Origin of the sequence: Dokdonella aquatica (assembly GCF_051987395.1) — a bacterium.
Lineage (GTDB): Bacteria > Pseudomonadota > Gammaproteobacteria > Xanthomonadales > Rhodanobacteraceae > Dokdonella.
Genome location: NZ_CP197094.1, coordinates 3918669 through 3932752, shown reverse-complemented (window position 1 = coordinate 3932752; position 14084 = coordinate 3918669). Strand labels below are relative to the sequence as shown.

Sequence of the window (14084 nt, the reverse complement as noted above, 5' to 3'; positions counted from 1 at the left end):
GGATCCTTGACCGGGCCATGCCCGAACCGGGCAAGACGATACGACGAATGGACTTGAGCTTCGGCTGGCGTACGGCGGTGCTGACGGTCGCGATCGTGCAGATCCTCGCGATCGCCGTCGCGCTGACGCGCCCGATCGTGAACCGGCGCGCCAACAGGACGCTGGCGCTGCTGCTGATCGTGCTCGTGGGCATCCTCATGCCCTGGACCATCGGGTTCGCCGGCTTCTACGACCGCTGGCGCTGGCTGACTTTCGCACCGTTCGCGATCACGCTCGCGGTGGCGCCACTGCTCTGGCTGTATGCGACCGCGCTGGTCGAGAGGCGATGGCCACCTTTGGCTTGGCGCCATCTGATGCCGGCCACCGCGCAGGTCCTGTTCCTCGCCGCCGGGTTCGTGCTGCCGATGCCGCTCAAGGATGCATGGGCGGACCGTGCGATGTCGACCTACGGCGTCATCGCCGGCATCGGAACCGTGGCAGGGCTGGCCTGGTACGGCCTGGCCTCGCTGCGGTTGCTGAGGCGCTACCGCGAATCGCTGGCCGGACAACGCAGCGATGACACCCGTTTTGCGGCGGCCTGGCTCAGCCGTGCCATCGGCGCCGCGCTCGTGCTGCTGCCGATCTGGGCGACCTACGCGGTGTGGGACGCGATCGCGCCGCTCGGCTACCGCAACCTGATGGGCTTGTACCTCGCCATCGCCGCGTTCGCGCTCTACCTCGCGGTGGAAGGCTGGCGCCATGCCGCGCTGCCGTTTCCGGTTCTCGACGACACGCCCGCCGAGCCGATCCCGGCCCGCGACTGGACCGCGCTCGGAGAAGAATGGGCCGCACGGGTGAGGGCGGAAGGTTGGGCGCGTGACCCGGACCTCAGCCTGGCCACGATGGCGCGCCATCTCGGCACCAACACGAGCTACCTCTCGCGTGCCCTCAACGAAGGCCTGGGCACGGGCTTCTCGGCTTTCGTCAACGCGATCCGCAGCGAGACGGTCGCGGCGGCCTTGCGTGGCGGCGACCGCCGGTCCGTGCTCGATCTCGCCCTCGAGGCAGGGTTCGCCTCCAAGGCGAGCTTCAACCGGGCCTTCCAGGCGCGCTTCGGCCAAAGCCCCACGGCGTATCGCCGCGTCTCACATCCTGAATAATCCTCGTTTTTCGTGATCCGGGACGCGTCGTTCCGCATGGCCGACTAGGCTGGCCGCATGAACAGACGACGCTTCCTCGCCACCCTCGCGGCACTCGGTGCCTACGCCACCTGCGCGGCACAGTCCGCCACCGCAGCCGACCTCAAAGGCGACATCGCGATCCTGCGACAAGCCCTCGCGCTGCATCCCGGCCTGTACCGCTACGCCAGCCCACCCGAGGTGGAGGCGCGCATCGAGCGTCTCGAACGCGCGTTCGTCGCGGCGCCGACATCGGCCCAGCGCTACCTCGTGCTGTCGCGATTCCTCGCCACGATCCTGTGCGGGCACAGCTACGCCAATTTCTTCAACCAGAAGAAGGCCGTCGTGGCCGACCTGTTCGCGGGCCGGACCCGGCTGCCGTTCCATTTCCGCTGGATCGGCGACCGCATGATCGTGACCGGCGACCCGGGCGGTCACGGCCTCGCGCCGGGAACCGAGGTCACGTCTGTCAACGGCGTCCGCGCCGCGCGAATGCTCGCCAGCCTGATGCCGTACGCCCGTGCCGACGGGCACAACGATGCCAAGCGCGTCTCGCTGCTCGGCGTGTCCGGTGGCGACACGATCGAAACCTTCGATGTGTTCCATGGCCTCGTCTACGGTGCTCCCGAGGGCGGCGTGCATCGCCTCGCACTGCGTACACCCGACGGACGCGAGCACTCACGCGAGCTGCCCGCGATCGATCTGGCCACGCGCCAAGCGCAGATGACACCGCGCGACTACCGGGGCGACCAGCCCGTGTGGACGTGGACGATGCGTCCGGACGGCATCGCGCTGCTGACCATGCCGGGCTGGGCACTCTACGACAGCACCTGGGACTGGCGGCGCTGGCTCGACGACCGTCTCGCGAGCCTGAATGACGCGAAAGGCCTGATCATCGACCTGCGCGACAACGAGGGCGGCCAAGACTGCGGTGATCCGATCCTCGCCAGGCTCATCGACCGTCCGCTGGTGGAGGAGGGCGCCGAACGCCGCGTGCGCTTCACGAGGACACCCGCCGCGATCGATCGCCACCTCGACACCTGGGACGACAGCTTCCGCACCCTCGGTGTCGGCGCCGAACCGATCGGCGGCGGCTTCCTGCGACTGGCCGGCAAACGCGGCAACGACGCGATCCAGCCGATCGCACCACGCCTGACCCTGCCGGTCGCGGCCCTGATCGGCCCCGTCAACAGCTCGGCCACGTTCCAGTTCGCCGCCAAGGCCAAGCTCAGCGGCCGCATCCGCCTGTTCGGCGAACCCACCGGCGGCAACCGCCGCGGCATCAACGGCGGCTGCTTCTTCTTCGTCAGGCTTCCCGCGAGCGGCCTCGAGTTCGATCTGCCACTGATCGGCTACTTCCCGCCCGGCAGCCCGCCGGACGCGGGCATCGCTCCCGATGTGCGCGCGACGGTGACGGCCGCGGACATTGGTGCCGGCTTCGATCGGCCGATGACTGCGGCGGCGGGGTGGATCATGGGGCGCGGCTGAGAGCGCGCCAGTAAAGAGAGCAAAGGCAGCGACGTCTGCGAAAGAGCCCTTGCGAGCTTCGTGGGACGGTCGATTTTTTCCTACCAGACCAGAATCAAGGCCTCGCCTATCACAAAAATTAACGCAATGATAGCTGTAAGAATTGACAGGTTGAAAGCTGAACATCAAAGCGTAGATTTGATCACGCTTTAGTAAAACCTACCGCCGTGACAGGAGGCTATAGCAGGTAGGGCGGAGGCCACCATCGACCAGGGTGATCGGGCGGCAACTTTAGGACTTCGTCACCGATGGGCATGTTTTCTCGTTTGGGATTTGAGACTTCACTACATCACTACGCTTTTTATCCCCCGCGGGCGGGGGGGGGCGATGCACCGGCATTGTCATCGGGGTCTGCTGCGCCCCGCGATTACAGTTTTCCTCACGCTCTTCCTAGGCGCATGCGAGTCCTACAGCGTGAAGCGGGGAGCGAACGACCAGCAAATGTCATGCACCTTCATCAAGGTGACTGCCCTGGCGACTACCGCAGGATTTCAGCGCAGTGCCTATGAGCGCAACGGCCACTGTGCCGTACGGCACAAGCAACGCGCCAGCGCTATCGCTGCTGCGGCGAACTTTACTGCACCATCGCCGCACAGGTGAAATCGATGCGCAATCTTCGCGACATTGTTGTGGCAGCGCGTACTTGCATGCTGGCAACAGCATTCGGCGTTTCGATCATGATGTCCATTCTTGCTGGCCCAGTTTTCGGCCAAGAGATGCACCCCCATGACGTACCCAACGACCCGCTAGTGGTCGATCCAAGCGATCCTGCCATGGCTCCCGTGCTGGCGCTCTTCAACGCATGGCGCCTACGCAGCGACGGCAAATTCATAGTCGAGCGCCGAGCCCTTATCGAAGGGCTGCTGCGCCGATCTGCAGATGCACGTCGCCTGTCGGAAGGTTCCTTAGCTGAAATGCTTGCCAGCTCTCAGGAAAGACTCCCCGTAGAAGGCATCGAGCCCGCTCCTCTAGAAGAGCGAATCGCAAAGTTGATCGGGGGGCTGGAGTCATCCGGGATCCACAACGAGGAGCTCTACCTTCTGCAGGTTCGCGACCCGAGATACAGCATGAACCTGACAATCGCGAAAATTCGACAGGCTGAAGCGGACTGCGCTGCAGTGGCGAAGAAGGGCAGCCCCGGATTCAACGCCTGCTTGATAAAAAGAGGCGTCCCAGAGGAGAGGCAGACAATTGCCGATCTTGAGCCTCATCTCGATCAGTGCGGGCCGGCCGCTGCCTCATACAAAGCAGCGGTGGAAGGGCAATGCAAGAAGGATTGCAAAGCTACCGGTTCCGCCTTCGACGACGCGTGTTTGGTTTCCCTTCCGATCTCCAGCGGGCTGCCGATTGATTCGAAACCGGTGGATCTTCCAGCAGTGTTCTTGCCACCTGATGATGCACGGCGTGCCATTGCGGTCATTGAGATCGTTGAAGGCGACGCCCGGCAGCACATTTGTGGTGGCCTGCTGCGGCCTGGCAAACGTGTTGCGACCGCGCGGCATTGCTTCAGTAGCTATGGGGCGAAGACAGCCTTGAAGGAGGGAAGGGCGTATGTCCGTCAGGTCAGCGACGTTGCAGGGCTTGGCTACAAGCTGATCTACAAGACCATTGATCCTGTCTCCGAGCCAATCATGTCTGCGACCGATGGGGTCGTGCTCGACTTCGAGGCGTCCGACGAGCTACTCCTGCCCGACATCGTGTTCCGTGACCCCCGAGGACGAGAGCGCGCGGTGATCCTTGGGCACTTCCAGCATTTCAACCGGTCCCGCTCCGCTGACGCGTCTGCTGGCTTCCTCTCTGCAGCGGTGCCTACCTGGTACCAGGCGCTGCGCTGGTCCAAACCAGGACTTTGCCACGTGCTGTCGTCCTCATCCGGCTGCACCCCCTTTCAATGCCAGACCACCCCTGGATACTCCGGCTCGCCGATTTTCTCTGAGCGCCAACCCCTTGTAGTTCTTGGCTTGGTCAGCGCCCCGATCCATCCGGATGCCCGCTGTGGGGTCGTGTCAGATGACACCACCATGGCCTTTTCAGGATCCAGGATTCCACTGCTCAAGTAGGAGATGCCCGATGTTTCCAAGGTGTATCTTTTCAGTCATCGCCATTCTCGTGGCTGTCTCGCCAGCCTTCGGGCAGACCAATCGAGCCGAGGTGGATTTTCATGCCGTCGCCAAGGTACTAACATCCTGTCCTTTGGCGCCTTCTTATGACAAGCCTGCCAAGTCTGGAGAGTCAGCCCTTGGGGCCGCTGGGGTAGCACTGGCTGCAGGCATTGCGGGTGACGTCGTGGGTGCTGGATTCGCTGCACTCGCAGAGGCGCTTGAGGAGGCATCCAAGGAAAAGGGATTCAACGTATCAGCGCAGGCGAATCTGTACTTCTACGATTATATGGTGAAACAAGCACGCGCTTGGGGAGAACACGAAGCACCGGTCGCTACAGTCAGACCGGCGATGCCCAATCCCGAAGTAGCCGCCGCTGAATCCGTTCACTGTGTTGTGATTTCTTACTCCAGTTCAATGCCGCAGAAGAACACTGCAAACGCCACTTCGAACCCGCCTCCGGCGGTGGCCTTTCCGAGTCCCGAGGAGCTTGACCGACTCAATCTCTCGGATACCAAGACGCACGCTACATACAGTGCGGAGTGGACTAACAGGAATCTTCCCAATAGCCCTGACGTGTATGTAGAGGCCGAGCTACAGGCCCGACCGGACGGCTTTGTGGTCCGCCCGACCTTGGTTTGGTATCGCCATGCGTTGAAGGGGATTCCTGGTAAGCCACTTCCAGCGGAGATCCATATGGCGTTTGCGACGCCTGGCGCGCCGGCCAATGGGACAGCAGGCCCGTCTCCCTTTGCGCTGGCAAGGATCCAGCTTCCTCGGGTTGCGCCAGGCGAGTCCATGAACCCCGCACAGTTGATCGAGTTCGTGAGTCCGGTCATGCCGATGCGTCCCCTCGACGGCAGCGCGTCTAACGCCGCTCAGACGTTGGCCACCTACTACTCTCAGTGGCTCACCGAGAAGCGCAAACTGCGCGGCGCAGAAGAAGACTTGCAGGTCATGAATGATGCGCGAAAAGGGGCCACGAAAGACCCCAAGGGCTCAGCCAAGGAAACGCAAGAACAGCGCAGGGCGCGGCGCACGCTTGAGGAGAGCGTTGTGGATTCCAGGCGCGCAATGGCGACCCTTGACGGGTACCGCGCAGGCTTCATTACGTCGAACACCTGCAAAGATACGGTGGGCGAGGACGGAGCAACAATTCCCGGCTGTCTCCCCCACGCCGACTTCCTTAGTCGGGAGCTTGGCACCACCAATGTGCAGGTGCGCTTTACCCTCGTGCGCGACGAGAACAAGTTCTTAAAGGCGATTGCGACCTCCCTCAAGACCCGGGGAGCGGCGTATGGGGAAGCGTTGGCTACCCAGCTCTCTGCGCCTGAGTGGACGCCTGCGGACAGCACGTACCTTACCGCCATGAATGCTGTGGCGGCAGCCCAGCGAGCGCTTGACGCGGCACTGCTCAGTGATGACGAGGACGCCGTCTTCATAGCCGAGCAGACTCTGCGTGAGAAGAAGGCGGCGGCCAACATTGCCGCTGTCGCATTGGGGCGCCCGATCCCCTTCCCAGGTCTCATCTAGCGAACATGGACCCCAAACAGCTCCGCTACTGAAGTCGGGGGGGGCGGAGCTGTGGAGTGGTTGCGCAGCTCGATCACTCTAGAGCTTGGGCAAGCAGTGAGTTGGGGGGTAGGACGGTGGAAGTGGCACTTCGTGTATTGCTCGCCATTGCGGTGATCGTGTGGGGACTGGCGATCAGAAAGAACTTCCGGCGATTGCCTGCGGAGGGGCCCACGTGGAGGTTCCGTCGGCTAGCCGACGTCGGCTTCGGCATGGTGGGCGCCGGCCTGATCTGCCTGGCTGTGACCTTCTGGCCCGGCCCCCCACTTGAGGGTGTCGAGCGCTTCGCCGCTCACGTGAGCGCGCTCTTGCTCGCTGCTGCCCCGCTGATCAAAGACAAGCTACTGGCCGCCAAGCCGCTCGTCCTCGGGACGCTTGTCCTCATCACTACGTTGAGCCTCCTCATGATCGTACCAATCAACTGGAAATGAGCCCATGAGACTGAACCGACTGGACGCAAAGGTGTTGGGATTCGGCAAGTGCGGCTCCCGGATGTGCTACGACTTCTTCGCCACCAGTTGCGGCTACCCGCTGTCATACGAACTGCGGATGCCCGGTGGCAACCGGCTGGAGCGCGTGCGCCGGATAGTTGCGTTGCGCGTTCGAGACTATCTCAATGAGATGTTCGGCGAACGCGTGGTCCCCTTGAACGTGACCTACGGGTTCTTCGATTCCGATCACGAGAACGAGATCGCGCAATCCATCGCGATTGCCGCGCAGAGCAAGGACGCGACCGCCTTCGCGTTCCCCGGGCAGCGCCACGAACTGGGCGATCACGGCTCCGGGTGTGATTACGGAATCGTCGCAGAAGCCATCTCGCTTCGAGCCACACTGCCCAGCGTGATCGCCAACGATCCGGCGACGTTCCGCCTATGGTTCTCTTCGCTGGCCGGCGGCACCGGAAGCGGGTCCACCTTGGTATTCCTCGCCAAGGACCGGAGCATTGCGCGGGGGGGCGAAACGCATCACCTGGTCGTAGGCGTACTTCCTGCCGAAGATACGTCCACCATCAGCGGCGCGGCGTTCGTGGAGGCGGAGAAGGACCATGCCATCAACGCAGGGCGTTTCCTGGTCAGGTGGCTTGCCGCACCTCCCAAGCAGCGCGCCGACGGCTTGTTGCTCATCAGTAACTCCGGCACGGCCTTTCTCAACCCCAATGAGCATAAGGATGTCTTTCGTCCAGAGGCGCTGCTTAACTCGTTCGCCGCGCGCATCTTCTTCCACATGGCCTACGCGAACAGCGCGGACGCACAGTGCCACCCCGACTTCGACCCGGTCGAAATGACGAATGCCTTTTCCGGAGGTCTGCTTATCGCCGGCGTAGGCATCCAGGAAACCGAGGACGGTGAGGATGAAGCCCAACAACGCCGCCTGGCTCGGCGGCTGATGAAGGAGGCGCTGGGCAACCCCGAGCTTCAGGAGTTTCACGGCGATGAGCAGCGCGTGGTTGGGCTGTCCGTGCCCCTGCGTGAGGCGGAGTTGCGTCCCTTGCTCGAGGCTGTGGAGTCGGGGGGCGAGGTCAGCACGCGTCCGCTGGAGTTTCGGTCCGCGGAGAAGGTGGTGGTGCTTTGCGCGCTGTCCAGCACCCGGGGGCATGCCACGCGCAAACAGGAGATCCTTAAAGTAATGGGCGATGTGTTCGCCAATTCGGACATCAAGTTCCACTTCATGAAGTCGCACGCCCGCTACGACCACCTCACAGTCATCATTGTCAAACCATTCGTTCGGCAGGTACAGCGATTGATCTATGGTTACCTGTCGCACGCATGGCGGACATCGGGCGCCAAGCCGGCGGCCTTGGGAGCCGCGCTGGACGCCTTCCTCAAGGACGAACAAAACACCTGTCTAGAAGCCTTGCGGCCGCTGTTGAGCGATGTGGAAGACACGTCGGCCACACTGCTGGGGGATCGATCGGCTGAGTTGCTCGCGAAGTACCCGCCTAAGCTGGCGGAGCGCGCTGAGCTGGAGACAGCTTTGCTCAGCTTGAGGAAAATGCTTCAGTGGGAACGTTCGCGCGTACCCGAATCCACCATCTAGCATCGCCCCCCCGGACAATGGGGGCGGGCGAATCCGTGCGCCTGCTTTCGAGCGCCTGCCCGGACGCAGCGAAGAGCACGAAAAATCAGAGTCCGAACGATGAGTTAGCCGCAGTGAATTCGGCGCCCTTATCCGGAGGCACGTCAGCGGCCACCACCTGAACTCGTGCGCACCGAACGTGACGCCGGCCGGCGTGACCAGGAGGTCGCCGACCAGCCGCCAGCCGGTCCACCTGGGCGAGAGCTCGCCGAGGTCGCCGCCGCGCAGGAGCCGCAGCAGACGCACGGCCGACCACGGCACGCGGTTGCGGCCGCAGTCCCAATGTCGGACGGTGCGCAGGCAGACGCCGAGGGCTTTGGCGCATGCCGGCTGGCTCAGGCCGAGGCTCAGACGGAGCTCCCGGAAGCCGTCCGGGGTGTTGAGCGTCAAAAAGTGCGAACTCTGTAAGCACTTGATCTAAAAGAAAAGCGGTGCCGAAGTGGCGGCCGGTGTTGACGTTGGGGTTCGTCAACAAGTCGAGACAGTGATCGACATCGCCAAGAAGTTCGTACAGTTTTCGACAGTTCGCCAACAGGTCACGGCAGTTTTCGACGGTACGCCAACAAGTCGCTACAGCGATCGACGGCACGCCAACAGGTTGCGACAGTGATCGACGAAGCGCCGACACGGCGTACAGCCGTTGCGATCTGCCACGCAGCCTCGCAGGACGAAGCCTTGCGCAGCAGATCACAACGCCGATTCCTACGCGTCAGGCATCCCAAGGGCGCCGTCGCGTCCAGACCGTTCGTACGTTCTGAATGGTGCCATCGGCCTTCTTCACCAAGATCCAAGGAATCCTCGGGCCTGATCGGATCCTCGGCCCGTCGAAGATCGCAGGGACATGTCGACCGAGGACGTGCTTGAGGCCATCTGCGTACGCCCTCGAGAGACCGGCCTGAAGCGCACGAAGGACGACGGCTTCCGCGGCCGTATCTCCGCTAGCGCCCATCGACGAGTCCGGCGACAACTGCGATGCGAGATTCGACATCGCCCGCCGCGCCGACCTGTGCAGCACACTGGTGTCCAGGAAGGCGTAAACCTTGGAGGCCCGCGCTGGAAGCAAGAGGAGCTCTGCACGCGTATGAACCGACCTAGCGCCGGGGGCAGGAGGCAGTTCGAGCACCTCGCGCTCCCTCACGCTCAGAGCAGCAGCTGAAGCGCCCTTTGCTACGTTGCGAGTGACACCACGCAAGCCCGGCCAAAGGGGTAGGGGCAGGATGGCTACCCCTGGCTTGTCAGGCCAGAGGTTCTTTACCGTGCCGATGATGTCCTCTCGAGTGAACAGAGGCCCTGCTGAAGCAGCCGATCTGCCTGTGCAGTCGTGGAGATGGATCTCGGAGGGCGGCATCGCACCGGATGCCGTCGTGCCAACGCCGAACAGCGCCCGAAGACCGTCGCGCGCGTGCTTGTCGAACTCTTCAGGCGGAATCAGGAGATCGCCGGCTTCCCGGCGCGCTGCGGCGTAGGCGAGATAGGTCTTCACGCACGACGCGCGCTCGCCAGCAACGTCAGGCCTCTCGCCGCCGAGAATCGCGATGTCGCTCGTGTAATCCAGACCGCAACGGCATTGCATAAGGAGGTCGCTGCCCGACGTCTGCTCGAGCAGGCCTTTGCCGCACCGCTTGCACGACTCAATCAGGGGCTCACGATGCCAAGGACACCTGGTGACCCATGGCATCTGAAACAGATTGGAGTGGTAGCCCGTACGCAGGCACGTCGCACATGCCCTGAGTCGCCACGGAACGTATTTCCACGGATCAGTCCCCGTGAAGGGCTGCCAAGGGTCAACTGGCCAGAGGGACGTCAGCGACTCCGGAGCTTCGAAGACGCTCGCAAGGATGTCCCTACGCTTTGAGGACCTCACAAGGACCTCGGAGAGGTCGTCGCTGCGCCGGTAGCCGATGCCGAAAGCGGCCAAGAAGTCGCGGCACCGGAAGTAGTTGAGGCGCGAGATCTGCAGGACAGCGCCGAAGCCCGACAAGCCGATCTGGGCGGCCAAGGGGACGTGGACGAAGCCTTGGAGAGGATGTTCTTCGCTCATGTCGTCAGTCCTCGTTGCTCCACGTGTGACGGTTGAGCTCCATCTCCAGGAAGCCGGAGACGAACAAGGCCTTGGCGATGTCATCCTCGCTGAAGCCGGTGAAAGCCTTACGGGCCTTAGCGATGTTTGTCAGGAGGTAGTTAACGCACAGCTCGAAGGACTTCATGGGCCACGTCCACGGCGACGGAAGCTTGTTCTCGCGGCGCAGGCGCTCCGCGTGCGCATACAGCTGCTCGGCGTGGTGGGTCAGGCGCCAGCCTGACGAGAAAGCCTCCTCTGCGAAGGCCTTCGTGTAACTGATGCCCGAACCAGGGGGATACTCCGTGCACTCGTCGTAGCGGTTGAGCACGTACTCCACGGCCTTGCTGTCAGCGAGTCCCTTAAAGACGTGGTGCCGCATCAGGAAACGCTTCCAGACGTGCGGCGGCGGATTGCCCTCGTAGATTCTTTCGTTCACAGCGCTCGTGAAGTCGCTCTGGTGCACGAACACCACGAACAGCATGTACCCACGGTCGGTCATTTCGTTGTCGAGGGTGCATAGATGCTCATAGTCATCGGGAAAGAGGCGCTGGGCCTCGTCCATGAAGATGATGCACAGGTTGGTCCCGTGCTCATTGCACCGTTCGATGATGCGGTTCCTCAACCGGTGCAAGCGGTCGAGCGCCGAGCACCGTTCCGGCAGCTTCAGGTCGAAATTCTCCAGGAAAAGACTGAAGAAGGCGCCGTCCACACGCTTGTGGTTCTTCGGGATGCCAACCTTGGTGAGGTAAGCAGAATGAGGTGCCCACATCGCGAGCTCGATGAGGTATCGAATCGCCCAAGACTTGCCGAAACGAGCCATGCCGTGGATGACGATGCCCCTGTACTCACCCTCGATAGCGCTGATGATGTGGGTGGCAAGGGTCTCGATGGGGGGCGTCGCAAGGGGAGCGCGAATGGATCTCACCAGAGGATGATTGTTCACTTGGAGGAGTCCTTGATCGTTGCGAAGGACACGCTGCCGCTCCTCGGGAGAATGACTTCGTCTCGGGGCGCGGTGTCCGGGCGGGTAGGGGAGTTCTTGTGAATGTTCGGGTACTTGATCACCTGCTCCGCAGAGACCGAGTTGGTGGCCGCGTTCGCGCGAACGTGGCGGATGTAGCTCGCTATCGCGTCATCGGAGCCGGTAATCTCGAAAAGGCCGCGCTTGCCCCAGCGATGGACGAGCCGTCGCAGGTCGTAGTCGTGCTTCGTGCTGCTCCAGGGAGGAAGCGCTTTCAGCACCGCGAAGACATCGCCGTGCCTGTCGAGAAGCGTCAGTTCGCGAACGTCATCGAGATTGACGAACGCATTGAACGTGGCGTTGAGGAGATCCCACCGGTCGCGAAGGCCGAAGCTGCGGTATCGCGCGTACATCCAGCTGACATACGGCTGCCTGCCATTCTTCCTGTCGCCCTTGATCGTTACGACAATTCGCATCTTCGTGAGCGCACATGCATCCACGTCGTCTCGTGAGCTCTCGAAGCTCCAGCCGCCGCGACTTCCGAAGCGCTTGACGATCTCGATGGGTGAGAACCCATCGCCACCCTTGAGCGGCGTGGCATTGAACCCAGAGACGATCACGTCCATGAGATCGCGCATAGCCGCGATATCCAAGGGGTGATCTTCGGACCGGTAGCCTGTGGTCGAGGGCTTCGGCGTGTTGTCGTTCCTCTTCGGCGTGAATCCACCCGGAAAGCTGCGAATGGCGCCGTTCTCAATGGACTTGAAGAACGATTCGATGATCGCCCTGGTCTCGGGGACGTGAGGGAAGCCGAAGTTGAAGACGCCCTTGAAGTGCTCAGGGAGCGAGCTCGTCGAAAACTTGGACACATGTGCCTGCGCGTTGTCTGCCGCCGTCAGGCAGCACCTCTGAACACGTCCCACAGCAGGCGTCGTTCCGACACCCGAGCCATCCGGATACGCCATGAAGGGCACGATCAGCTCGCGTGGCTCCCAGATCTGAAGTGCCTTGGCGAACAGACGTGCAACGTCGACTTGGGTGTAGCCTTTTCCCACCACAATGCTATGAGCGATGACGAGTCGACTTGCTGCGTCGATCATCACGAGGAGGGTCAGCGAGCTGATCCGCTGAAGCGTGACGCGGCCATGAGAATCGACCACCTCGACGGTGAAACTGCAGTCCATGCTGTGTGCGTCGAACTCGAGGCGTTCCATGACATCGAACGCGAACACTTCTTGCACCTGAGCGGACTTGGTTCGTTCCTCGTGGTAGGTCTCCAGCTCCACCGCCGGTGTCTCGCGTCGGTTGGAGTGTATGAACCGGACGAGTGCGCGCCGCCCCTTGTCAGGCGAGGTGAACGGGTAGCCGACCCCATCGGTCTCTTTCTCGACAGCCGCGAGGAAGTTCTTGAAGAACGTGTCGAACGCAGAGGACTTGCGATCGCGCGTGGGAAGCGGCTTGCGGAAGTCCAGAAGGAGAGTCCTGAGTGCGGGCAGACGCTGAAGCAGGCGCTGCAGAGCGTGCGGCAACGGCTTCACCGGCAAAGCGCACTGTGGCGCTGACCGGATCCGCTGCGCACGGAAAGGGATGCAGGCTCGCCATCCCCAAGGCTCACCGTCCGGTGCGGTGAGCAAGGCAACTTCGAGGGCCTTGCTCAGCGTGCTCCGTGTAACCTTGAAGTGCTTAGCTGCTTTCTGAACCTTCAGTCCGCTCCTGATCACAGCGGACATGGCTTTCCTGCGATCCTCGAACTGGCTGCGCCATTTCTCGCTCAGATGGGTGACGTCAGGCATCTCCCACGCGTTGAGGTCATCTTCTGTCGGCAAAGGAGGGCTCACGGCGTCGCCTCCATCGTCAGCACGCTGTGGGGCTGGAGCCTGGCCGTCCAGTCAATCGAAGCCTGCCCGGCGTGCACTAGGGAGCTGGCGACGGCTCTGACATCTCTCCAGTCGTACGCGCGTAGGTCCGATTCGAGCTGGACGAACGAGAGGCGAGGGCGAAATTGGAACGCCTCGAGTACCCGCAAGCGAATCTCTTCGGCGTGGTCCAGGTTTTTCGCAGTCTGAACCCAGGGCAGGAGCCGAAGCCGATTCATGTTGACCAATGGCTGGCGGCACAGATGGGGTTCCGAGACGACGGACAGGGTGATCTGCGCCGCTTGGGCCGCTGACCTGAGGGCCTCAGCGCGCCGCTCTTCTTCGCGGGGTGACGCCTGGCGGGTATGGGGCACGTGAGCAATCCACGTGAAGGTCTCGCGTCCAGCTTTTGTGCGACTCCAGAAGCTGAGCTCTGTCTCGCCCATGCTTGAGGCGATCCGCCTAGGTCGTTCTACGAAATCGATCACTGCCGGGCTGAACTCGTACTCCAGCGCTAGCGCGAGTGCGGCTGGACGAAAAACAGCTACCTGCCGGTGTACCTTGGGGGATACGAACAGGTAGATGTCACCTCGCCTTTGCTCGTGGTGAGTGAGCAGGCGGGGCGAGAAGGGTTCGCGCTCTTCGTTGGTCATGTTCATGCGGGTTCCTCATGGTTCCCATCTCAAATGAGCGAGCACGGCCGCCGCGGGCCTACATGGCACCTCGGAGATCGCGTATCGCGGAATTCACGTGGACGAGGGCTCGACGCGCCT

At 62.5% G+C, this 14084-nt stretch carries 10 protein-coding genes and 1 pseudogene; 6 read left to right on the top strand and 5 right to left on the bottom strand.

The features are described from left to right. The first annotated feature begins 47 nt into the window (after window positions 1-47). From ACQQ2N_RS17480 to ACQQ2N_RS17455, 6 genes are all read left to right on the top strand, one after another. A complete protein-coding gene (locus ACQQ2N_RS17480) occupies window positions 48-1139 on the top strand; it encodes a helix-turn-helix transcriptional regulator (protein WP_440222847.1) in 1092 nt (363 codons plus the stop codon). Between the two features lie 57 nt (window positions 1140-1196). Next, the gene (locus ACQQ2N_RS17475; protein ID WP_440222846.1) at window positions 1197-2645 is read left to right on the top strand and encodes a S41 family peptidase; all 1449 of its coding nucleotides are present in this window, start codon (window positions 1197-1199) and stop codon (window positions 2643-2645) included. Window positions 2646-3289: 644 nt separating this feature from the next. After that, window positions 3290-4744, top strand: coding sequence for a hypothetical protein (locus tag ACQQ2N_RS17470; RefSeq protein ID WP_440222845.1), 1455 nt, complete (start codon window positions 3290-3292; stop codon window positions 4742-4744). Between the two features lie 10 nt (window positions 4745-4754). Further along, complete coding sequence (locus ACQQ2N_RS17465) at window positions 4755-6317, top strand: hypothetical protein (protein WP_440222844.1); 1563 nt, start codon at window positions 4755-4757, stop codon at window positions 6315-6317. Window positions 6318-6433: 116 nt separating this feature from the next. Further along, window positions 6434-6787: a hypothetical protein gene (locus tag ACQQ2N_RS17460; protein ID WP_440222843.1), complete on the top strand. Its 354-nt coding sequence runs from the start codon at window positions 6434-6436 to the stop codon at window positions 6785-6787. A 4-nt stretch (window positions 6788-6791) separates the two neighbouring features. After that, window positions 6792-8393, top strand: a complete 1602-nt coding sequence (locus ACQQ2N_RS17455; protein WP_440222842.1) for a hypothetical protein — start codon at window positions 6792-6794, stop codon at window positions 8391-8393. A 135-nt stretch (window positions 8394-8528) separates the two neighbouring features. On the opposite strand, the pseudogene ACQQ2N_RS17450 reads toward ACQQ2N_RS17455, so the two are convergent. The 5 genes and pseudogenes from ACQQ2N_RS17450 to ACQQ2N_RS17430 all read right to left on the bottom strand — a co-directional run. Next, window positions 8529-8822, bottom strand: a pseudogene (locus tag ACQQ2N_RS17450) (VC1465 family Xer recombination activation factor); the annotation flags it as partial. A gap of 319 nt (window positions 8823-9141) precedes the next feature. Next, complete coding sequence (locus tag ACQQ2N_RS17445) at window positions 9142-10473, bottom strand: hypothetical protein (protein WP_440222841.1); 1332 nt, start codon at window positions 10471-10473, stop codon at window positions 9142-9144. Between the two features lie 4 nt (window positions 10474-10477). Next, entirely contained in the window at window positions 10478-11437 is a 960-nt protein-coding gene (locus tag ACQQ2N_RS17440) for an ATP-binding protein (protein ID WP_440222840.1), read from the bottom strand. Next, entirely contained in the window at window positions 11434-13293 is a 1860-nt protein-coding gene (locus ACQQ2N_RS17435; protein WP_440222839.1) for a hypothetical protein, read from the bottom strand. The genes ACQQ2N_RS17440 and ACQQ2N_RS17435 overlap by 4 nt, the downstream gene beginning before the upstream one ends. Further along, window positions 13290-13970, bottom strand: coding sequence for a hypothetical protein (locus ACQQ2N_RS17430; protein ID WP_440222838.1), 681 nt, complete (start codon window positions 13968-13970; stop codon window positions 13290-13292). Before ACQQ2N_RS17430 ends, ACQQ2N_RS17435 begins: the two co-directional genes overlap by 4 nt. Window positions 13971-14084 lie beyond the last annotated feature (114 nt).